This window comes from Tenacibaculum caenipelagi (assembly GCF_004363005.1).
GTDB lineage: Bacteria > Bacteroidota > Bacteroidia > Flavobacteriales > Flavobacteriaceae > Polaribacter > Polaribacter caenipelagi.
The window spans coordinates 136,978-159,757 of the sequence record NZ_SNYH01000004.1; the positions used below are offsets into that span (position 1 = coordinate 136,978).

At 31.6% G+C, this 22,780-nt stretch carries 18 protein-coding genes; 12 read left to right on the top strand and 6 right to left on the bottom strand.

Annotated elements, in window-relative coordinates:
* Positions 1-16: 16 nt before the first annotated feature.
* Positions 17-2,215 (top strand): ATP-dependent DNA helicase RecQ, encoded by a 2,199-nt coding sequence (locus DFQ07_RS09430; protein WP_133536182.1) that lies wholly within the window; start codon positions 17-19, stop codon positions 2,213-2,215.
* 11 nt (positions 2,216-2,226) lie between these two features.
* Positions 2,227-2,646 (top strand): VOC family protein, encoded by a 420-nt coding sequence (locus DFQ07_RS09435; RefSeq protein ID WP_133536184.1) that lies wholly within the window; start codon positions 2,227-2,229, stop codon positions 2,644-2,646.
* Between the two features lie 145 nt (positions 2,647-2,791).
* Here DFQ07_RS09435 and DFQ07_RS09440 read toward each other — a convergent pair whose 3' ends face one another.
* The 4 genes from DFQ07_RS09440 to porX are packed head-to-tail and all read right to left on the bottom strand — an operon-like array spanning position 2,792 to position 6,416.
* Positions 2,792-3,166 (bottom strand): DUF4258 domain-containing protein, encoded by a 375-nt coding sequence (locus DFQ07_RS09440; RefSeq protein WP_133536186.1) that lies wholly within the window; start codon positions 3,164-3,166, stop codon positions 2,792-2,794.
* 37 nt (positions 3,167-3,203) lie between these two features.
* Positions 3,204-4,400 (bottom strand): alanine dehydrogenase, encoded by a 1,197-nt coding sequence (locus DFQ07_RS09445; RefSeq protein ID WP_133536188.1) that lies wholly within the window; start codon positions 4,398-4,400, stop codon positions 3,204-3,206.
* Between the two features lie 4 nt (positions 4,401-4,404).
* Positions 4,405-4,818, bottom strand: a complete 414-nt coding sequence (gene tsaE, locus DFQ07_RS09450; protein WP_133536190.1) for a tRNA (adenosine(37)-N6)-threonylcarbamoyltransferase complex ATPase subunit type 1 TsaE — start codon at positions 4,816-4,818, stop codon at positions 4,405-4,407.
* A gap of 50 nt (positions 4,819-4,868) precedes the next feature.
* Positions 4,869-6,416, bottom strand: a complete 1,548-nt coding sequence (gene porX / locus DFQ07_RS09455) for a T9SS response regulator signal transducer PorX (RefSeq protein ID WP_133536772.1) — start codon at positions 6,414-6,416, stop codon at positions 4,869-4,871.
* A gap of 158 nt (positions 6,417-6,574) precedes the next feature.
* Between porX and DFQ07_RS09460 the strand changes: the two genes are divergently transcribed.
* The 10 genes from DFQ07_RS09460 to fabG all read left to right on the top strand — a co-directional run bounded on the left by DFQ07_RS09460 (position 6,575) and on the right by fabG (position 17,814).
* The gene (locus DFQ07_RS09460; protein WP_133536192.1) at positions 6,575-7,801 is read left to right on the top strand and encodes an HD domain-containing protein; all 1,227 of its coding nucleotides are present in this window, start codon (positions 6,575-6,577) and stop codon (positions 7,799-7,801) included.
* A 63-nt stretch (positions 7,802-7,864) separates the two neighbouring features.
* The gene (gene lpxD, locus DFQ07_RS09465; protein ID WP_133536194.1) at positions 7,865-8,905 is read left to right on the top strand and encodes a UDP-3-O-(3-hydroxymyristoyl)glucosamine N-acyltransferase; all 1,041 of its coding nucleotides are present in this window, start codon (positions 7,865-7,867) and stop codon (positions 8,903-8,905) included.
* Positions 8,898-10,289 (top strand): bifunctional UDP-3-O-[3-hydroxymyristoyl] N-acetylglucosamine deacetylase/3-hydroxyacyl-ACP dehydratase, encoded by a 1,392-nt coding sequence (locus DFQ07_RS09470; RefSeq protein WP_133536196.1) that lies wholly within the window; start codon positions 8,898-8,900, stop codon positions 10,287-10,289. Before lpxD ends, DFQ07_RS09470 begins: the two co-directional genes overlap by 8 nt.
* Before the next feature lies 1 nt (position 10,290).
* Positions 10,291-11,076, top strand: coding sequence for an acyl-ACP--UDP-N-acetylglucosamine O-acyltransferase (lpxA, locus tag DFQ07_RS09475; protein ID WP_133536198.1), 786 nt, complete (start codon positions 10,291-10,293; stop codon positions 11,074-11,076).
* A 50-nt stretch (positions 11,077-11,126) separates the two neighbouring features.
* Positions 11,127-11,693 carry an elongation factor P gene (gene efp / locus DFQ07_RS09480; RefSeq protein WP_133536200.1) on the top strand — a complete coding sequence of 189 codons (567 nt, stop codon included), beginning with the start codon at positions 11,127-11,129 and terminating at the stop codon, positions 11,691-11,693.
* A 39-nt stretch (positions 11,694-11,732) separates the two neighbouring features.
* Entirely contained in the window at positions 11,733-12,653 is a 921-nt protein-coding gene (locus DFQ07_RS09485) for a UDP-3-O-(3-hydroxymyristoyl)glucosamine N-acyltransferase (RefSeq protein WP_133536202.1), read from the top strand.
* 74 nt (positions 12,654-12,727) lie between these two features.
* Complete coding sequence (gene sucD, locus DFQ07_RS09490; protein WP_133536204.1) at positions 12,728-13,600, top strand: succinate--CoA ligase subunit alpha; 873 nt, start codon at positions 12,728-12,730, stop codon at positions 13,598-13,600.
* Between the two features lie 102 nt (positions 13,601-13,702).
* The gene (locus tag DFQ07_RS09495) at positions 13,703-13,885 is read left to right on the top strand and encodes a hypothetical protein (RefSeq protein WP_133536206.1); all 183 of its coding nucleotides are present in this window, start codon (positions 13,703-13,705) and stop codon (positions 13,883-13,885) included.
* A 118-nt stretch (positions 13,886-14,003) separates the two neighbouring features.
* The gene (locus DFQ07_RS09500; protein WP_133536208.1) at positions 14,004-16,973 is read left to right on the top strand and encodes a M16 family metallopeptidase; all 2,970 of its coding nucleotides are present in this window, start codon (positions 14,004-14,006) and stop codon (positions 16,971-16,973) included.
* Between the two features lie 94 nt (positions 16,974-17,067).
* Entirely contained in the window at positions 17,068-17,814 is a 747-nt protein-coding gene (gene fabG, locus DFQ07_RS09505; protein ID WP_099214341.1) for a 3-oxoacyl-[acyl-carrier-protein] reductase, read from the top strand.
* A gap of 215 nt (positions 17,815-18,029) precedes the next feature.
* Here fabG and DFQ07_RS09510 read toward each other — a convergent pair whose 3' ends face one another.
* Both DFQ07_RS09510 and purL read right to left on the bottom strand, forming a co-directional pair.
* Entirely contained in the window at positions 18,030-18,455 is a 426-nt protein-coding gene (locus DFQ07_RS09510; RefSeq protein ID WP_133536210.1) for a helix-turn-helix domain-containing protein, read from the bottom strand.
* 656 nt (positions 18,456-19,111) lie between these two features.
* On the bottom strand, positions 19,112-22,780 hold the full coding sequence (purL, locus tag DFQ07_RS09515; RefSeq protein WP_133536212.1) for a phosphoribosylformylglycinamidine synthase: 3,669 nt from the start codon (positions 22,778-22,780) through the stop codon (positions 19,112-19,114).

A 22,780-nucleotide genomic window follows, 5' to 3' on the forward strand; every position in this document is an offset into this window, starting at 1 on the left:
TTTTTGATATTAGAAGATGAATAAAGAGCAGACGGATTTATATGGATCATTAAAAAAAATCTTTGGATTTAATCAATTCAAAGGATTGCAAGAGGACGTAGTTAACAGTGTATTAGAGAATAAGAATACATTTGTAATTATGCCAACTGGAGGTGGGAAATCACTTTGTTATCAGTTACCGGCCTTAATGAAAGAGGGAACAGCAATTGTAGTATCGCCTTTAATTGCCTTGATGAAAAATCAAGTTGACGCCATTAGAGGGATTTCTGAACAGCATGGAATAGCTCATGTATTAAATTCTTCGTTGAATAAATCGGAAGTTACGCAAGTAAAATCGGATATAGAGGAAGGAATTACTAAGCTACTATATGTTGCACCAGAATCTCTGATTAAAGAAGAGTATGTTGACTTTTTACGAAAGCAAAAAATATCATTTGTAGCGATTGATGAAGCGCACTGTATTTCTGAATGGGGGCATGATTTTAGGCCTGAATACAGAAATTTGCGTAACATTATTAAGCAAATAGATAATGTGCCTATTATTGGTTTAACTGCCACTGCAACAGAAAAGGTTCAAGAAGATATCTTGAAGACTCTTGGTATGACAGATGCTAATGTGTTTAAAGCATCCTTTAATAGAGCGAACTTATTTTATGAAGTACGCCCTAAAACAAAAGACGTAGAGAAAGATATCATTCGATTTATAAAGCAACGAATAGGGAAATCTGGAATTATCTATTGCTTGAGCCGAAAAAAGGTAGAAGAAATTGCACAAGTTTTACAAGTAAATGGTATTAATGCTGTTCCGTATCACGCAGGGTTAGATGCTAAAACTAGGGTAAAACATCAAGATATGTTTTTGATGGAAGATTGTGACGTAGTTGTAGCAACTATTGCCTTCGGAATGGGAATTGATAAACCAGATGTACGCTACGTAATTCACCATGATATACCTAAAAGTTTAGAAAGCTATTACCAAGAAACAGGAAGAGCTGGGCGAGATGGAGGAGAAGGTTATTGTTTAACATTCTACTCATATAAAGATATTGAAAAGCTCGAAAAATTTATGGCTAATAAGCCTGTTGCTGAGCAAGAAGTAGGGCATGCACTATTACAAGAAGTTGTTGGGTACGCCGAAACGTCAATGAATAGGCGTAAATATTTGTTGCATTACTTTGGAGAAGAATTTGATGAAGTGAATGGAGAAGGTGCTGATATGGATGACAATATGCGTAATCCAAAGAAAAAACATGAAGCTAAGGATGAAGTTGTAACATTATTATCAGTTATAAAAGATACTAATGAGATGTATAAGCCTAAAGAAATAGTGAATACTATTATAGGTAAAGAAAATGCTTTGTTAAATTCTCATAAAACGAATGAACAACCTTATTTTGGTATAGGGAAAGCTAAAGACAACCATTATTGGATGGCTTTAATTCGTCAAGTGTTAGTTGTAGATTTAATAAAAAAAGAGATAGAACAATATGGCGTTTTAAAAATAACACCAGAAGGAGAGGAGTTTCTGAAAAATCCAACTTCTTTTATGATGACAGAAAATCATGTGTATGAAACTTCAGATGACGGTACGATTATCACAAATGAAAAATCTGCTGGTGGAGGTGTAGATGATAAGCTAGTTACGATGTTAAAAGATCTTCGTAAAACAGTAGGAAAACGTTTAGGAGTACCTCCTTTTGCTGTTTTTCAAGATCCTTCATTGGATGATATGGCCCTTAAATATCCAATTACTTTAGATGAATTAGCAAAAGTTCACGGTGTTGGTGAAGGTAAAGCAAAAAAATATGGTAAAGATTTTGTAGCATTAATAGCCAAGTATGTAGAGGAAAATGATGTAATGCGTCCTGATGACTTAATTGTTAAAAGCACAGGGGTTAACTCTGGATTAAAGTTATACATCATCCAAAATACAGATAGAAAATTACCATTAGAAGATATAGCCAGATCTAAAGGTTTAGAGATGCCTGAATTAATTAAGGAAATGGAGGCAATTGTATTTTCTGGAACAAAATTAAATATTGATTATGCAGTTGATGATTTGTTAGATGAAGATCAGCAAGAAGAGATTCATGAGTATTTTATGGAGGCTGAAACCGATAAAATTCAAGATGCTTTAGATGAGTTTGATGGAGATTATGACGATGAAGAGTTGCGTTTAATGCGTATAAAATTCACAAGTGAAATTGCCAACTAAAAACAAACAATATGCAAGCAAGTACGTATTTGCATTTTAATGGAAACTGTAAAGAAGCTATGACTTTTTATGCAGATGTATTAGGAGGTGAAATTACTATGTTATTGCCGTTTAGAGAAGCACCAGAGGAATTGTGTAAAAATTTACCAAAAGAAGCACTAGATTTAACGATGCATTCTACATTAGTAGCTGGGGATATTACAATTCAAGCATCGGATTTTTTTAATGAAAAAGAAACTTTTAATTCCGGGAACAATTTTGCAGTTAGTATAAGTGCAGATGATGAAGAGCAAGCAGTAGCAATTTTTAATGGACTTTCAGATGGAGCCTCAGTTATGATGCCTTTTGAAAAAGTTTTCTGGGGAGGTAAGTTTGGAATGTTAAAAGATAGGTATGGTGTAAGTTGGATGATTTCATTAGACGAAACATAATAAATTCAAAAGCCTGAATATAAAAACGATAAAAATATGGACGCAAGAGGTTTAACTCTTGCGTTCTGTTTTTATTGGAATTACATTAGAATAAGATGTAAAATAGGGGTCACTAGTATATGGTGTACGACAAATACAAAAAATGCTAGTTATCTATTGTAATTTTATCAATGGTAGTAGTAGAATCACATCGTATAACATATAAACTTATATGTTTTAAGCTATCTTTCCCGGTAATAAAATATTCTGCACAAGGTTTTACACGTGGTTTACTCTTTCCAAAATTCACATCACCATGAGTTAATATTGAAGAGATTGTACTAGTGTCAATTTTAGAATTTATTAATATTTGTTGTGCTTCGTCAGAAAACAAACGTTTTTTAATTCTAATAGTTTTTAAGGTACGAGCATCCATACCATAATCAAAAGAAACATCTTTACCTTTCCAAATGAAAAGTACAACAATAGATCCTAAAGCTAAACCAACTAAGTAATACCCAAAACGTTTTAACCACTGCATAATTTATAATTGAGGAGCAAAAGTAAGAAAATGATACTTATAAAATTAATAAATTAATATCTCTGTAAGGAAGGTCAAACCAGTCAGCTACCGTTTTGTTGGTTAAAATTCCATGATAAAAATACATTCCGTTACGCAAACTTTTGTCAAAGCGAGCAGCATTTTCAAAACCGCCTTCTTCAGCTATCTCTAATAAATAAGGAGTAAATATATTGCTAATTGATACCGATGCTGTTCGTGAATACCTTGAAGGAATATTAGGTACACAATAATGAATAATTCCGTGGTTAGTAAAAGTAGGTTTACTATGAGTGGTGATTTTTGAAGTTTCAAAACAACCACCTCTATCTATACTTACATCAACTATAACGGCACCATCTTTCATTTGTTCTATCATTTCTTCGGTAACAATTATAGGTGAACGATCTTTACCTCTTATGGCTCCAATAGCAACATCACAACGCATTAAAGCTTTTAATAAAGTTTTAGGTTGAATTGTTGATGTATATATAGGAGAAGATATACAGTTTTGAAGTTTTCTTAGTTTTGTAATTGAGTTGTCAAAAACTTTCACTCTAGCTCCTAATCCAATTGCAGATCTAGCTGCAAATTCGCCAACTGTACCGGCACCTAAAATAACAACATCACTAGGAGGTACTCCACCAATGTTGCCTAATAACAAACCATTACCTCCATAAGAAGCCGTCATAAGTTCTGCAGCAATATGCATAGAAGCAATTCCAGCAATTTCACTTAATGATTTTACAATAGGGTATACACCATGTTCATCCTTAATATAATCAAAAGCAATCGCAGTAATTCGTCTTTTAGCTAAAGCTTCAAAATACTTTTTATTTTGTGCTTTTAGTTGTAAAGCAGAAATTAAAACTGTTTGAGGGTTTAGCATTTGAATTTCATCCAATGAAGGAGGTTCGACTTTTAATACAATATTACAAGCAAAAGCTTCTTTTACATCGTACGATACTTTTGCTCCAGCATCAGAATATTCTTTGTCACTATAATTAGCGCCATCACCTGCACCAGTTTCAATAACCACTCTATGTCCATGCGCAACTAAAGCAGCAACGGCATCAGGGGTTAAACTAATACGCTTTTCTTCAAAGTGAGTTTCTTTTGGTAACCCTATAAAAAGTTCGCCTTTTTGCTTTTTAATTTCAAGCATTTCGGTTTGTGGCATTAACTGCTCTTTGGTAAAAGGTGAGATAGAACCCATTTAGTTAGTTTGTTTTTAATTGAATGTTTCGTAGACCATTTTCTAGTAAGCTAATTGATATAGCGACAGTATCTAAAGGTAATAAATTTTTAACATTTTCAGGCCATTCTACTAAACACCAATTATTATTGTGTAAATAATCTTCAATACCCATATCGTAGGCTTCCTCTTCATTATTTATACGATAAAAATCAAAATGGTAAACTGTTTCGTTTTTATTGGTTTTGTACTCATTAACTAAAGAAAAAGTAGGAGAGCTGGCAATATCTTCAACCCCTAAAACTTTACATATTTCTTTTATTAAGGTAGTTTTACCAACTCCCATTTCTCCATAAAAAAGTAATATTTTATGAGGAGCAGTAGCAATAATTTCTTTTGCTATTGCGGTTAATTCGTTAAGTGAATAGTTTTTGTTCATAAGTAGCAAAAATAATGAAGAAATGCCTGTTAATAAAATTTACTTTTCGCTTACTTAGGAGAATAAACAGCACAAGGAATAATCATTTCTTCCAAAGAGATTCCGCCATGTTGATAGGTGTTTTTATAGTATTTTACAAAGTGATTATAATTGTTAGGATATGCAAAAAATAAATCTTCTTTTGTGAAGATAAAAGGGCTATTAATAGCTACTGAAGGTAAAAATATTTCTTTTGGATTTTTAACAGCATATACATCTTTATCTTCATAACTTAAACTTCTACCTGTCTTGTAACGAAGATTTGAACTGATATTTTTATCACCAATTACTTTAGTTGGGTGTTTACAGTTTATTGTACCATGATCGGTGGTAATAATTAACTTTTGACCCAATTTTTGTGCTTTTTGAATGATTTCATACAAAGGAGAGTTTTTAAACCAGCTTACGGTTAATGAACGGTATGCTTTGTCGTCACCAGCTAATTCTTTAATAACTTCCATTTCGGTTTTGGCATGTGAAAGCATATCTACAAAATTGTAAACTACAGCAGTCAGATCATTTTGTTTTGTTCCGTTGTAATTATCAGCTAAATCTTTTCCACTTTTTAATGAAACTATTTTGTAATATTCATGCTTGATGTTTAGTCCTAAACGTTTAATTTGACTTTCCAAAAACTCAGCTTCAAATAAGTTTTTCCCACCTTCTTCTGTATCATTTTTCCAGTAATCTGGATGTCTTTTTTCCATTTCAGAGGGCATTAATCCAGAAAATATGGCATTTCGTGCATATTGGGTAGCGGTAGGTAAAATACTGTAATATGAATGCTCTTCTTCTTTCTTATAATAATTATTAATAAAAGGCTCTAAAACTCGATATTGATCATAACGAAGATTATCAATTACAACCCATAGAACTCCTTGCTCTTTTGAAAGGTTAGGAACTATGTAATCTTTAAATAGCGTATGAGAGAAAGTTGGTTTATCGTCACCTGTTAACCAATTTTGATATTTTTTCTTTACGAATTTGAAAAACTGAGAGTTTGCTTCAGATTTTTGAGACTCTAAAATTTCTAGCATTCCGGCATCATTAATGTCTTCTAACTCAAGCTCCCAATGAACTAATTTTTTATATAAATCAATCCATTCTTCATAAGAATTTACCATAGCTAAGTCCATAGAAATTTTTCGAAACTCTTGTTGGTAATTTGAAGTAGTTTTTTCTGAAACTAAACGAGAATGGTCTAAATTCTTTTTTAAACTTAATAATATCTGATTAGGGTTTACTGGTTTAATTAGGTAGTCTGCAATTTTAGAGCCAATGGCCTCTTCCATAATATATTCTTCTTCGCTTTTAGTAATCATTACTACAGGAAGGTTTGCGTTTTTTTGTTTTATGGCAGACAAAGTTTCTAACCCTGAAATACCAGGCATATTCTCATCTAAAAAAACAATATCAAAATTGTTGTTTTCAACTAAATCTATAGCATCAGTACCATTGGTACACGTTGTTACCTGGTAGTTTTTCTTTTCTAAAAATATAATATGAGGTTTTAGTAAATCTATTTCATCATCAACCCACAAAATGTGTATGTTTCTCATCATAATTTTTATCTAATTTTCTACTTAAATAACGGCTAAAAATAGTTTTGTTGTGTTTATAAAAGCTAAAAATACGTTAATTAAACTCTTGTTAATTTGGTTTTGTAGATAAATTATGATTTTTTTGCTTAAAATTCAAGGATTTATACAGTTTACAGATGCCAAAAACAAACAAATTGAAGATTATTAACGATCCTATTTATGGATTTATCTCTATTCCTAACTCATTAATTTTTGATATTATAGAGCATCCGTACTTTCAAAGATTACGTAGAGTGACACAAATGGGGCTATCAAATTTAGTATATCCTGGTGCCAATCACACACGTTTTCACCATGCAATTGGTTGTATGCATTTAATGCAAAAAGCTGTACGTGTTTTAAGAATGAAAAATGTTGAAATTTCAGATGATGAAGCAAATGCTTTATATATTGCAATTTTATTACACGATATAGGACATGGGGCTTTTTCGCATGCATTAGAGCATAGTATTGTAAATGGTATTACACACGAAGAAATTTCGCTAAAGTTTATGAAAGCTTTGAATGAAGAGTTTGATGGAAAGTTAACCTTAGCTATTCAAATTTTTGAAGGTAAATATGATAGAGCGTTTTTATATCAATTAATATCAAGCCAATTAGATATAGATCGTTTAGACTACTTAAAAAGGGATAGTTTTTTTACAGGTGTAGCAGAAGGGAATATTTCTTCAGATCGTTTAATTGCAATGATGAATGTTGTAAATGAAGAGTTAGTTATTGAACAAAAAGGAATTTACTCGGTAGAAAAATTTATTATAGCACGCCGTTTAATGTATTGGCAGGTGTATTTACATAAAACAGGGTTAGTTGCAGAAAATGTTTTAGTAAATATATTAAAAAGAGCTAAAGAGTTGGCCATGAAAAATGTTGAATTGCCAGCAAGTACATCGCTAAAATATTTTTTATATACTCCAATTACAAAAGAGAATTTTTCTAAAAAAACGCTACAAATATTTTCTGAGTTAGATGATTATGATATTCTTTCTGCGATTAAAGAGTGGAAAAATCATGAAGATTTAGTACTTTCTACATTAGCGAGAATGATTATTGATAGAAATCTTTTAAAAGTGGAGATTCAAGAAGAACCGTTTACCAATAAGTATATCGGTAAAAAATGCATGAAGCTTCAGAGTTTACTAAATATTGACGAAAAAGAAGCGGAGTACTTTGTTTTTTCCGATAAGATAGAACATCAAGCATATAACACGAATAAGCCTATAAAAATATATTCTAAAAAAGGCAAATTAAAAGATATAGCTAAAGCGTCAGATCAACTAAACCTTAAAGCTTTAACAAAACCAGTAGTGAAATATTTTTTGTGTTATCCTAAAAAAATAATGTAGTTTATTTTTGAAAACAGACTATAACAAGAGGTAATTAAACAAAAATAATTACTTTTGCACTTAATGAAATTTACAGCAAAACAAATAGCCGATATTTTAGAAGGAGAGATTGTAGGAGATCCAAATGCTGAAGTATCTAAACTTTCTAAGATAGAAGAAGGCACAACAGGTTCTTTAACCTTTTTGTCAAACCCTAAATATAACTCCTTTATATATACAACAGAGGCTTCGGTAACTATTGTTAATAAGAGCTTTGTTCCTGAAAAGGAAATTGCGACAACTTTAATAAAGGTAGAAAATGCATATAAATCATTTTCGAAATTATTAGAGTTTTACAATGAAGTTAAAAATAATAAAGTAGGAAGAGAAAATCCTCATTTTATTGCTGATTCTGTTACTATAGGTGATAATGAATATATAGGAGCTTATGCTTATATAGGAGAAAATGTAGTATTAGGAAATAATGTGAAAATATATCCTAATACTTACATAGGAGACAATGTTACTATTGGTGATAATACCGTTGTTTTTTCTGGTGTAAAATTATATTCAGAAACAGTTATAGGTAAGAATTGTAAAATTCATTCAGGAACAGTAATCGGTGCCGATGGTTTTGGTTTTGCCCCAGATGAAAATGGAGAATACAAAGCAATACCACAAATAGGAAATGTTATAATAGAAGATAATGTTGATGTTGGTTCTAATTCAACTATCGATAGAGCAACTTTAGGTTCAACTATTATTCGTAAAGGAGTAAAGTTAGATAACCAAATACAAATAGCTCATAATGTTGAAATAGGAAAAAATACGGTAATCGCTTCTCAAACAGGAATTGCAGGGTCAACTAAAATAGGAGAAAACTGTATGATTGGTGGACAAGTAGGAATTGTTGGTCATATAACTATAGGAGATAATGTGAAAATACAAGCCCAGTCAGGAATAGGAAAAAGCTTAAAAGACAATGAAGTAGTGCAAGGCTCTCCTGCATTTGGTTATTCAGATTACAGTAAATCATATGTGCTTTTTAAAAACTTACCAAAGTTAGCATCTACAATACATAAAATAGAAAAAGAGTTGAATGCTCAAAAAATAAATGATGAGTAAGAAACAAAAAACAATAAAGAACGAAGTTACGTTATCAGGTGTAGGATTACATACTGGTAATGAAGTTACAATGGTTTTTAAACCAGCACCAGAAAACCACGGATTTGCTTTTAAACGCGTTGATTTAGAAGGTGAACCAGTAATAGAAGCAAAAGCTGAGTATGTAACAAATACACAAAGAGGAACAAACCTTGAAAAAAATGGAGTTCAAATACAAACTTCAGAACATGTATTAGCAGCTGCTGTAGGTTTAGATATTGATAATTTACTTATTGAAATTAATGCTTCTGAGCCGCCAATTATGGATGGTTCATCTAAGTTTTTTGTAGAAGCTTTAGAAAAAGCAGGTATAGTAGAACAAGAAGCTGAAGTAGAAGAGTATGTTATTAAAGAAGTAATTTCATATAAAGATGAAGTAACAGGTAGTGAGATTATTATAATGCCATCTGATGAGTACCAAATTACCACTATGGTAGACTTTGGAACTAAAATTCTTGGAACTCAAAATGCAACATTAAATACAATTTCAGATTTCAAAGAAGAAATATCAGCAGCAAGAACATTTAGTTTTTTACATGAAATTGAAATGCTGCTTGAAAATGATTTGATTAAAGGAGGTGATTTAAACAATGCTATTGTTTATGTTGATAAAGAGTTATCAGACAATACAATGGAAAAACTTAAAGAAGCCTTTAATAAAGATAATATTACCGTAAAACCAAACGGAGTTTTAGATAACTTAACATTACATTGGGCTAACGAAGCTGCACGTCATAAATTGTTAGATGTTGTAGGTGATTTAGCACTGATAGGTACCCGTATCAGAGGTAAGGTAATAGCAAATAAACCAGGACATTTAGTAAATACAACATTTGCAAAGAAGTTGTCTAAAATCATTAAAAAGGAAAAACGAAATAATATTCCTTCTTATGATTTAAATAAACCACCATTAATGGATATCCATAAAATAATGGATATTTTACCTCACAGACCTCCTTTTTTATTGATTGATAGAATTATTGAGTTATCTGATAAGCACGTGGTTGGAATGAAAAATGTTACTATGAATGAAAATTTCTTTGTAGGACATTTTCCTGGAGCACCTGTAATGCCAGGAGTTCTTCAAGTAGAAGCAATGGCACAATGTGGAGGAGTTTTAGTGTTAAATACAGTTCCAGATCCAGAAAATTATTTAACATATTTCATGAAAATGGACAATGTTAAATTCAAACAAAAAGTATTACCTGGAGACACATTAATATTTAAAAGTGAACTAATTACCCCTATAAGAAGAGGTATTGCTCATATGCAAGCTTACGCATACGCAAATGGAAAATTGGTATGTGAAGCTGAATTAATGGCACAAATTTCAAAAGTAAAATAATATGAATCAACCACTTGCGTACGTACACCCTCAAGCAAAAATAGCTAGAAATGTAGTTATTGAGCCTTTTACAACTATTCATGCAAATGTAGAAATTGGCTCAGGAACATGGATTGGTTCTAATGTAACTATAATGGAAGGTGCGCGCATCGGTAAAAATTGTAGAATTTTTCCAGGAGCTGTAATCTCTGCTATTCCTCAAGATTTAAAATTCAATGATGAAGATACTATAGTAGAAATAGGAGACAATGTTACGATAAGAGAATGTGTTACTATTAACAGAGGTACTTCAGATAGAATGAAGACAGTTATTGGCGATAATTGTTTAATTATGGCGTATTGTCATATTGCACATGATTGTAAAGTGGGAGATAATTGTATTTTTTCAAATAATTCAACTTTAGCAGGGCATGTTACAATTGGAGATAATGTGGTATTAGCAGGTATGGTAGCGGTGCATCAATTTGCTTCTGTAGGAAATCATGCTTTTGTTACAGGTGGATCATTGGTTCGTAAAGACGTGCCTCCATTTGTAAAGGCTGCAAGAGAACCATTATCATACGTAGGAATTAATTCGGTTGGATTAAGAAGAAGAGGTTTTACTACTGAAAAGATTAGAGAAGTTCAAGATATATATCGAATTTTATTCCAAAAAAATTATAACAATTCTCAAGCGATAGACATTATTGAGGCTGAGATGGAAGCAACATCAGAGCGTGATGAGATTATCCAGTTTATCAAAGATTCACATCGCGGAATAATGAAAGGATATTTTAAATCAAATTAATTATTAAAATTGCACTGGCTAAAATAGCGCAATATATAAAGATCAAATAAATGGCAACAACATCAGATATTAAAAAAGGATTGTGTATAAAATTTAATCACGATATCTATAAAGTTATTGAGTTTTTACATGTAAAACCTGGTAAAGGTCCAGCTTTTGTGCGTACAAAATTAAAAAGTGTTACCACAGGAAAAATTTTAGATAATACGTTTTCTGCAGGACATAAAATAGAAGACGTTCGTGTTGAAACACATAAATTTCAATATTTATATCCAGAAGGAGATGTGTATCACTTTATGAATACTGAAGATTATAATCAAATTACACTTCAAAAATCAGTATTGGACGCTCCAGATTTAATGAAAGAAGGAGAAGTTGTAACTGTTTTAATTAATACTGAAGATAATATGCCATTATCTGTAGAGATGCCATCACATGTTATTTTAGAAGTAACTCATACTGAGCCAGGAGTTAAAGGTAATACAGCTACAAATGCTACTAAACCAGCCACTGTAGAAACAGGAGCAAGAATTAATGTACCTTTATTTATTAATGAAGGAGATAAGATAAAGATAGATACAGAAAAAAGCGCATATACAGAGCGTATCAAAGAATAAATTTAATATTCCCGCTTTAGCGGGAATTTCTTTTTAAAGATGAAATTCAAACAACCTCAAACATTAGAGCAAATTGCAGCTTTATTAGAAGTAGAATTTGTTGGAGCTAACGATTTCCCTATCACAGGAATTAATGAAATTCATGTGGTAGAAGAAGGAGATATTGTTTTTGTAGATCATCCTAAATATTATAATAAAGCATTAAACTCTGCAGCAACTACGATTTTAATAAATAAAAAAGTAGAATGCCCAAAAGGGAAATCTTTATTAATTTCAGATGATCCATTTAGAGATTTTAATAAGATAACTAAATATTTTAATCCATTTATAGCTTCCAAAAGCAGTATAGCAGATTCTGCTATTATTGGAGAAGGAACCATAGTACAGCCTAATGTATTTATAGGAGAAAATGTAGTAATAGGTAAGAATTGTTTAATTCATGCGAATGTATCAATCAATAATAACTGTGTACTTGGAGATAATGTAACAATCCACGCCAATACAGTTTTAGGAGCAGATGCTTTCTATTATAAAAACAGACCAGAAGGTTTTGATAAACTAATTTCTGGAGGTAGAGTAGTACTTGAAGATAATGTAGATTTAGGAGCTTCTTGTACTATTGATAGAGGTGTTACAGGAGATACATTAATTGGAGAAGGAACAAAAATTGATAATCAAGTTCATATAGGTCACGATACGGTTATTGGTAAAAAATGTTTAATAGCAGCCCAAACTGGTATTGCAGGTTGTACAGTGATAGAAGATGAAGTGACAATTTGGGGGCAAGTAGGTATTACCAGCGGATTAACTATTGAAAAAGGAACGGTTTTAATGGCTCAAACTGGAGTGTCTAAATCTCTTAAAAAAGGTATATATTATGGAACTCCACAACGAGAATACCGTCAAACACTAAGAGAAGTTATCTATTTAAAAAATGTAACAAATCAAGACAAAAAGTAACCTTAAATAAATTGTGAAAACTCAATTAAAAGATTATTTTTGTCTGTCTTAAAAAATAAATAAAAAGCAAACCAATGAGTGTTTTAGTAAATAAAGATTCAAAAATTATAGTTCAAGGTTTTACAGGAAGTGAAGGAACTTTCCATGCTGGTCAAATGATTGACTACGGTACCAATGTTGTTGGAGGAGTAACTCCAGGTAAAGGAGGTCAAGAGCACTTAGGAAAGCCAGTATTCAATACAGTAGCTGATGCCGTTGAAAAAGCTGGAGCTGACACTTCTATTATTTTTGTACCACCAGCATTTGCTGCTGATGCTATAATGGAAGCTGCAGAAGCAGGAATCAAAGTAATCATTTGTATTACTGAAGGAATTCCTACTGCTGATATGGTAAAAGTTAAAGCTTATATTGATCAATTAGATTGTACTTTAGTTGGACCTAACTGTCCAGGTGTAATTACTCCTGAAGAAGCTAAAGTTGGTATTATGCCAGGATTTATTTTCAAGAAAGGTAAAGTAGGTATTGTTTCTAAATCTGGAACTTTAACGTATGAAGCTGCAGATCAAGTTGTAAAACAAGGATTCGGAATTACTACAGCTATTGGTATTGGAGGAGATCCAATTATTGGAACTACTACTAAAGAAGCAGTAGAGTTATTAATGAATGATGATGAAACTGAAGCGATCGTTATGATTGGTGAAATTGGAGGGAATTTAGAAGCTGAAGCTGCTCGTTGGATTAAAGCTGATGGAAATAGGAAACCAGTTGTTGGTTTTATTGCAGGTCAGACTGCTCCAGCTGGTAGAACAATGGGACATGCAGGTGCTATCGTTGGTGGTGCTGATGATACAGCACAAGCAAAAATGAAAATTTTAGCAGAAAATGGAGTACACGTTGTTGAGTCTCCTGCTAAAATTGGAGAAATGGTAGCTAAGGTTTTAGCTTAATTTTCTTCTTTTTAGAAAAAATGTTAAAAATCATTAGTTCATTTTGAACTAATGATTTTTTTTAATAGTATTGTTACTAATATTAATTTAAAAATTGAATAAATGAAATTAAGTAAAGTTAAAAATTTAGGAAAAGAATTATCAAAAAAAGAATTAAAATCATTAAATGGAAAAGGAACATATTATTATCAATGCGCTGATGGTATGACTGGATCCATTAGAAATATTGAAGATGGAGATGTAGTCGCTAACCCTTGTAAAGGACATGGAGGAATTATTAATTAAAAACTACTATTCGTTAATTACCAATTATGTATTTAGCATAGTTTTATAAAAAAATATTATTTAAAAAACCGCTGAATTTTCAAATTCAACGGTTTTTATTTTAATCAAAAAATTATTAATGAAAACGATTAAATTGCTATGTATTAGCGTGTTGTTTATAACTAGTATAAGTTGTAAGCAAACAACAATTTCAGAAAAAGAAGTAAAGACAGAACAACACAAAGATGTGAATGGTTTCAGTTATGAAACCGTAACAAATGACCCAACAGGTTTACGTTTATACACATTAGAAAATGGGCTTAAAGTGTATTTAAGTAAAAATACGGATGAGCCTAAAATTCAAACGTACATAGCTGTTAGAGCAGGTTCAAATTACGATCCTAAAGAATCTACAGGTTTAGCTCATTATTTAGAGCATATGGTGTTTAAAGGAACCCATAAAATTGGAACTTTAGATTGGGAGAAAGAGAAAGAATACTTAACTAAAATTTCCGATTTATACGAACAACATAGAGCAGAGGAAGATCCAGATAAGAAGTTAGCAATCTATAAAGAAGTAGACAAAGTATCTTTAGAAGCTTCTAACTATTCTGTAGCAAATGAGTATGATAAAATGACTGCTTCTTTAGGAGCAGAAAGAACTAATGCTCATACTTCATTTGAAGAAACGGTGTATCATAATAAAATACCAGCAAATGAATTGAATAAGTGGTTAGATTTAGAGAATGAACGTTTTAGCACGTTAGTATTACGTTTATTTCATACAGAATTAGAAGCTGTTTTTGAAGAGTTTAATAGAGGGCAAGATAATGATGGTTGGAAAACTTACTTTGCATCGTTAGATGGCTTATTTCCAAAACATCCTTACGGTCAACAAACTACGATTGGTACTGCTAAACACCTAAAGAATCCTTCGATGGTGGATATACACAACTATTTTGATAAATACTATGTGCCAAATAATATGGCGATAGTATTAGTAGGAGATTTAGATTTTGATGCGACAATTAAAAAAGTTAATGAAACTTTTGGAAAGTTTGAAAAGAAAGAATTAGTTCACCCAACATTGCCAAAAGAAGAACCAATTACAGAACCAGTTGTTAAAGAGGTTTTTGGACCAACTTCTGAATCGATTTCCATAGCATATAGATCTCAAGGTGTTAACACTGAAGAAGAAAAATTTGTAACACTTTGTGATATGATTATGGCTAATGGTAATGCAGGTTTAATAGACTTAAATTTAAATCAAAAGCAAGCAGTACAAAGAGCTAGTTGTTATCCTACTTTTAATAATGATTATGGGTATCATACCTTTACAGGGAGACCAAAATCAGGTCAAACTTTAGATGAAGTTAAAGATTTGTTGTTAGAACAAGTAGAAAAATTAAAGAAAGGAGAGTTTGATGAATGGATGATAGAAGCAGTTGTTAATGATTTAAAATTAAGCCAAACACGTCAGTACGAGAATAATACAGCTTTAGCTAGTGCATATTTTAATGCATTTATCCACCATGAAAATTGGGAAGATAAGGTGAAGTTTTTAGATGATTTGAAGAAAATATCTAAACAAGAGTTAGTTGATTTTGCGAATAAGTTTTATCAAAATAATTATGTTGTTGTTTACAAACGAAAAGGTGAAGATAAAAATATAGTAAAAGTCCAAAATCCAGGGATAACTCCTGTAAATTTAAATAGAGGCAACAGCTCAGAATATGTAAAAGCTTTTAATGAGGTAAAGTCAGCACCTTTACAACCAAAATTTATTGATTATAAAACTGCTATAAAAGAAACTAAAACGGCTAATAATATTACAGTTTCTTATGTTTTAAATGAGAATAATGATTTATTTGATTTGAATATCATTTTTGACATGGGGAAAGACAACGACAAAAAGTTAAGTCTTGCTGCTGGTTATTTAGAATATATAGGAACTGATAAATATTCTGCCGAAGAAATCAAAAAAGAGTTTTACAAGTTAGGTGTAGACTACTATGTAAGTGCTCAAGATGATAAAACTTATGTAGGTTTACGAGGTTTAAAAGAGAATTTACCTAAAGGATTAGAATTGTTAGAACATTTATGGGATAATGCAAAAGCTGACCAAGAAGCATATGACAAGTATGTTGAAAAAATTTACAAAGGTCGTCAGGATGGAAAAACTCAAAAAGGAAATATTCTTTGGAATGGATTATATAGTTTTGGAAAGTATGGAGAAAATTCTCGCTTAAGAGATATTATGCAGGTTGACGAGTTAAAAGCAATCAATCCAGAAGAGCTTATAAATATCATTAAAGAAATGAAAAATTATAAGCAACGCATTTTCTATTATGGTAAAGATGTGGAAGAAGCGGTTACAGCACTAAACAGTCATCATAAAATTTATGGAGAATTAAAAGACTATCCAGAAGCAAAAGAGTATGTAGAAACTAATACTGGTGGAAATGTTTTTTATACTGATTATGATATGGTGCAAACTGAAATGTTATTTTTAGCAAAAGGAGAGCCTTTTAAACCAGAAAATTTAGCAGCTTCAACATTATTTAATACATATTTTGGTAGTGGATTATCATCAATAGTTTTTCAAGAAATTCGTGAATCTAAATCGTTAGCTTATTCAGCTTTCGCAGCTTATAGCAATGCAAAAGAAAAAGATGACCCTAATTATGTAATGGCTTATATTGGTACTCAGGCAAATAAGTTAGAGCAAGCTGTTGATGCTATGATGGATTTAATGAATAATATGCCAGAGGCTGAAGAACAATTTAATGCAGCTAAAGAAGCTACCTTAAAGAAAATAGCCGCTCAAAGAATTACAAAGTCTAATATCTTTTGGTCGTATGAAAGGTTAAAAAAACTAGGTATTGATAATGATAATAGAGAGGAAATGTACAATACCATTAAAGATATGACCATAGAAGATTTGAAAGCATTTTTTGATAAAAATGTAAAAGGAGAATCATATAATGTTATGGTTATTGGAAATAAAAAAGATTTGAATGTAAAATCATTACAAAAACTAGGAAAAATAAAAGAGTTAGATGTAGACTATTTATTTAATTACGTTAATGAGAAGAAAATCAAATCATAAAAAGAATTAAAGTTTAATCGATATAAAATCCTGTTAAAGATTATTTTTTAGCAGGATTTTATTTATATATTTGACCTGATAAAACAACTAATAAATGAAACTTTTAGAAAATAAAACTGCAATTGTTACAGGTGCTACCAGAGGAATTGGTAGAGGAATTGCCTTAGAGTTTGCAAATCAAGGATGTAACGTTGCATTTACTTATAGCTCTTCTGTTGAAGCAGCAACAGCTTTAGAAAATGAGTTAAAAGCATTAGGAGTAAAAGCAAAAGGATACCAATCAAATGCAGCTGAGTTTGATGCTGCACAAGAGTTAGCTAAAAATGTTTTAGAAGAATTCGGAACTATTGATGTATTAGTAAACAACGCAGGTATTACAAAAGACAATTTGTTAATGCGTATTTCTGAAGATGATTTTGATAAAGTAATTGAAGTAAATTTAAAATCTGTTTTCAATTTAACAAAAGCAGTAATTCGCCCGATGATGAAACAACGCGCAGGTTCAATTATCAACATGAGTTCAGTTGTTGGGTTAAAAGGAAATGCGGGTCAAGCAAATTATGCAGCTTCAAAAGCAGGGATTTTAGGATTCTCAAAATCTGTAGCTTTAGAGTTAGGATCTCGTAACATTCGTAGTAATGTTGTTGCTCCTGGTTTTATTGAAACTGAAATGACTGCAAAACTAGATGAAAAAGTTGTTGAAGGTTGGAGAAACGAAATTCCTTTAAAAAGAGGTGGTACTCCTCAAGATATTGCAAATGCTTGTGTATTCTTAGCATCTGATATGAGTTCTTATATTACTGGACAAACATTATCTGTTGACGGAGGAATGTTAACCTAGAAAATATTTATTTTTAATAAAAGCCAAAAGTCCTGTATTTAATTGATACAGGACTTTTTTATTTGAGGGGTCAATTTGGTAACCAAGTTTTTAAGGGGACTTGGTAACACGTAGGGGAAATTTTTAGAAATCTATAATTCGGGGGAGATTTCTAATGGTCGAAATCAAATATAAAGGGGTTTTGATTTCTCGGGTTTGGGGGAATCTTTATATCATTATTTTTTTTTATAATCTTCAAAGGTACCATCGTCATATAGAACCAAAATATTTTTTATTTCTCTAAAAGCGACAGATTCTTTCTGTTTTGAATGACTCTCTGAGAATTGCGTATTTGATTTTTTTTCGGGTTCTTGGTCAAATACAGGATTTTCAGTAAACAGAGAAGGAGCCTCATTTTTCTCTATATTTATCTCTTTCTCTTGACTTTTTGTATTTGGAGGAAAACTACCTTTACCATATACTAACCAATTCAAGTCAACTTCATCAAAAGCCGTTTCAACTTTTATAATAAAATCTAAGCTCGGTTTATTTCTTCCTGATAATAGGTGAGAAATGCTAGATCTTGGTACATCAATTTTATCTGCAAAATTCGACGCCGATAAATTGTAATAATCTAATATCTGTTTTAGTCTTTCTATCATTTGTTTACTTCTGTAAACACTAGGGGTTGTTTACAGTTGTAAATATATGCTGTTTTATAATTGTAAACAAGAAAAAAATGATTTTTTTTCATATAAACCATAAACCAATCCATAAAACACTTCAAATAAATACATGTAAACAACTAAAAAACAAAGAGTTATAATGTTTTGATAAAGAAAAACTATTAAATCGGTAAAAAAGAGTAATCACAAGTGTAAATTGTAAATATTCGCCCTGCTTCTGTTTACTAATGTAAATAAGCTGCCAAAGTAATAGTTAAAATACTTTTTAAACCTATTAATTACTGGTTCTAAGGACCTAGATAACCAAATAATGCTAGATTTATCTAGAATGATTAGTTTCTTTTTAGATTTAGCTTTATTTTTTGATAATCAGCATGTAAAAACCATGAAGTTTATATAATTACTTTAAACTTTATCGGCTTATAAACTCTAATAGTTATAAAACGATGATTTGGGTTATATTAAGATAAGTACTCTTGAAATAGTTCTAATTCTAGGAGTTTATTACAATTGTAACTGATAATTCATTGTTAACAAGTGTAAAATATAGAATTTTAAGTTTACTTTTGTAAAAAAAAGAAAGCACCCTGTTTACAGAGTGCTTTTTTATAGTTGAGAATGTAGTATTCTACTTATTTTTTATTCTCTATCCATTTTCTTGCATTAACAAAAGCTTCTAACCATGGTGAAACTTCATCTTTTCTGTCTTGTGGATAATAAGCCCAGTTCCATTGGAAAGTAGAACGTTCAATATGTGGCATTGTTACTAAATGACGACCAGTTTTATCACACATCATTGCAGTATTATAATCAGAACCATTTGGATTGTTAGGGTATCCTTCATATCCATACTTAGCAACAATGTTATAATTGTCTTCAGTTTCTGGTAAATTGAATTTTCCTTCTCCATGTGAAATCCAAACTCCTAATTCAGTTCCTGCTAAACTAGATAACATTACTGAATTATTTTCTTGAACTTTTACAGATGTAAACGAACTCTCATGTTTTTTAGACTCATTGTGAAGCATCTTACCATGTTCGTTATGCTCTGGATTGATTAATTCCAATTCCATAAACAACTGACATCCGTTACAAATACCAACAGAAAGCGTATCTTCTCTTTTGAAGAAGTTTTTCAAAGCAGTGTTAGCTTTTTCATTATATAAAAATGCTCCGGCCCATCCTTTTGCTGAACCTAAAACATCTGAATTAGAAAAACCTCCAACAGCTCCAATAAATTGAATATCTTCTAAAGTTTCACGACCAGAAATTAAATCTGTCATATGAACATCCTTCACATCAAAACCAGCTAAATACATAGCATTTGCCATTTCACGTTCTGAGTTTGAACCCTTTTCGCGAATGATAGCAGCTTTTGGTCTGTTAGTTACAGTACCAAAAGTATCTGCAAGTTTTCCTGTGAAATGAGTTGGGAATGTATATTTTAATGGTTGGTTTTTATAATTATCAAAACGATCTTTAGCTAAACCATTAGCCGTTTGCTTTTGATCTAATAAATATGAAGTTTTATACCAAGTATCTCTTAATTCAGCAATTGATAAAGCAAAAATATCAGATCCATTCTTAATATTTAATCGATCAGACTCAGTTACCGAACCAATTTTAAAGAATTCAATATTATTATCAGCTAAAGTTTGTTCTACAGAAGTATCAGCTGCTTGGAAAACAATTCCTGAGTTTTCAGCAAATAACAATTTAATACTATCAGCTTCATTTAAAGCAGATAAATCTAAATTGGCACCTACATTTACATCCGCAAAGCACAATTCTAATAGGGTAGTAATCAATCCTCCAGATGCAACATCGTGACCAGCAACGATTTTTCCTTCCTTAATTAAATTTTGTAAAACATTAAATGCCGATTTAAAGAACTCATTATTAGTAATAGTAGGAGCAGAGTTACCTAATTTGTTTACTATCTGTGCAAACGAACTTCCTCCTAATTTAAAATCATCTTGTGATAAGTTGATATAATAAATGTTTCCTTTGTTTGGTTGTAAAACAGGTTCTACTACTTTAGTAATATCATTACAGTTAGCAGCAGCAGAAATAACTACCGTTCCAGGGGAAATTACTTCTTCATTCGGATATTTCTGTTTCATTGATAAAGAATCTTTTCCTGTTGGAACGTTAATTCCTAAATCAATAGAAAAATCAGAAATAGCTTTTACTGCTTTGTATAAACGAGCATCTTCACCTTCATTTTTACAAGGCCACATCCAGTTTGCTGATAATGAAACCGATTGTAAACCTTCTTTTAAAGGAGCCCATACTATATTCGTTAAAGCTTCAGCGATTGAGTTTTTACTTCCAGCTTCAGGATCAATCAATCCAGAAATAGGAGAGTGTCCAATTGTAGTAGCAATTCCTTCTTTACCTTTATAATCTAATGCCATTACACCGACATTATTCAATGGAATTTGTAATGAACCAACACATTGTTGTTTTGCTACTTTTCCACCAACACAACGGTCAACCTTATTAGTCAACCAATCTTTACAGGCAACAGCTTCTAATTGTAAAACTTGCTCTAAATATTGAGTAAAGTTTTCTTTAGAATACTCAACATTAGCATAATTACGATTTACTGCTTTATCAGTCATAATCGTTTTTGGAGAACTTCCAAACATATCTTCTAAAGCTAAATCCATTGGCTTGTTACCATTGGTTTTAGATTCAAAAGTAAAACGGTGGTCACCAGTAACCTCACCAACAGTATACATTGGTGAACGCTCACGTTCAGCAATCTTATTAAGAGTATCAATATGTTTTTCAGCAATCACTAACCCCATACGCTCTTGCGACTCATTTCCAATAATCTCTTTATCAGATAGAGTAGGGTCGCCTACAGGTAATTTATCTAAATCGATTTTTCCACCAGTATCTTCCACTAATTCTGATAAACAGTTTAGGTGTCCACCAGCTCCGTGATCGTGAATAGAAACAATAAAGTTCTCATCACTTTCTACCATACCACGAACCGCATTTGCAGCACGTTTTTGCATTTCAGGGTTTGAACGCTGAATTGCGTTTAATTCAATTCCTGAAGAAAATTCTCCTGTATCAGCAGAAGAAACGGCAGCTCCTCCCATACCAATACGGTAGTTTTCACCACCTAAGATTACTATTTTATCTCCTTCTTGTGGAGTATCTTTTAAAGCTTGTTCTTTTTTACCGTATCCAATACCACCTGCTTGCATAATAACTTTATCGAAACCAAGTTTGCGAGCATCTTCTTCATGTTCAAAAGTTAATACTGAACCACAAATTAATGGCTGTCCGAATTTATTACCAAAATCAGAAGCACCGTTTGAAGCTTTGATTAAGATGTCCATTGGAGTTTGGTATAACCACTTACGCTCATCCATTCCTTTTTCCCAAGGACGGTTCTCTTCTAAACGAGAATAAGAAGTCATGTAAACAGCAGTACCTGCTAAAGGTAACGATCCTTTTCCTCCAGCTAATCTATCACGAATTTCACCACCTGACCCTGTAGCAGCACCGTTAAACGGTTCAACAGTAGTAGGGAAGTTATGTGTTTCAGCTTTTAAAGAAATAACTGATTCAAATTCTTTCGTTTCGTAAAAATCTGGTTTGTCAGCACTTTTCGGAGCAAACTGTTCTACCGTTGGTCCCTTAATAAAAGCTACGTTGTCTTTATAGGCAGAAACAATATCGTTAGGATTTTGTTTAGATGTTTCTTTAATTAATTTGAATAAAGAAGTAGGCATTTCTTCACCATCAATAACAAAAGTTCCGTTAAAAATTTTATGACGACAGTGTTCTGAATTTACTTGAGAGAATCCAAATACTTCAGAATCTGTTAGTTTTCTCCCAATTTTAGTAGCAACTTCTTCTAAATAAGCAATTTCTTCATCATTTAAAGCCAAACCTTCTTGCTCATTATAAGCGGCAATATCATCAATTTCTAAAATTGGTTCTGGTTGAATATCAATGGTAAACGTGTTTTGATGTAAACCATTAAATTTTTGAGAAATCATCGGATCAACATCAGAAAAATCATCAGCTACTGCTTCAAACTCTTCTATTCGGATAATTCCAGAAATTCCCATGTTTTGTGTTATTTCAACAGCATTGGTACTCCATGGAGTAATCATTGCTGCTCTAGGCCCAACAAAAAAGGCGTCAAGAGACACCGCATTTATTTTCGGTTGGTTGCCAAATAACCAAGTTAATTTCGAAATTGTTTCAGATGTTAATTCTTCTGTTGTTTGAACAGCAAAAACCTTGCTGTTTACGTTTCCAAAGAAATGAATCAT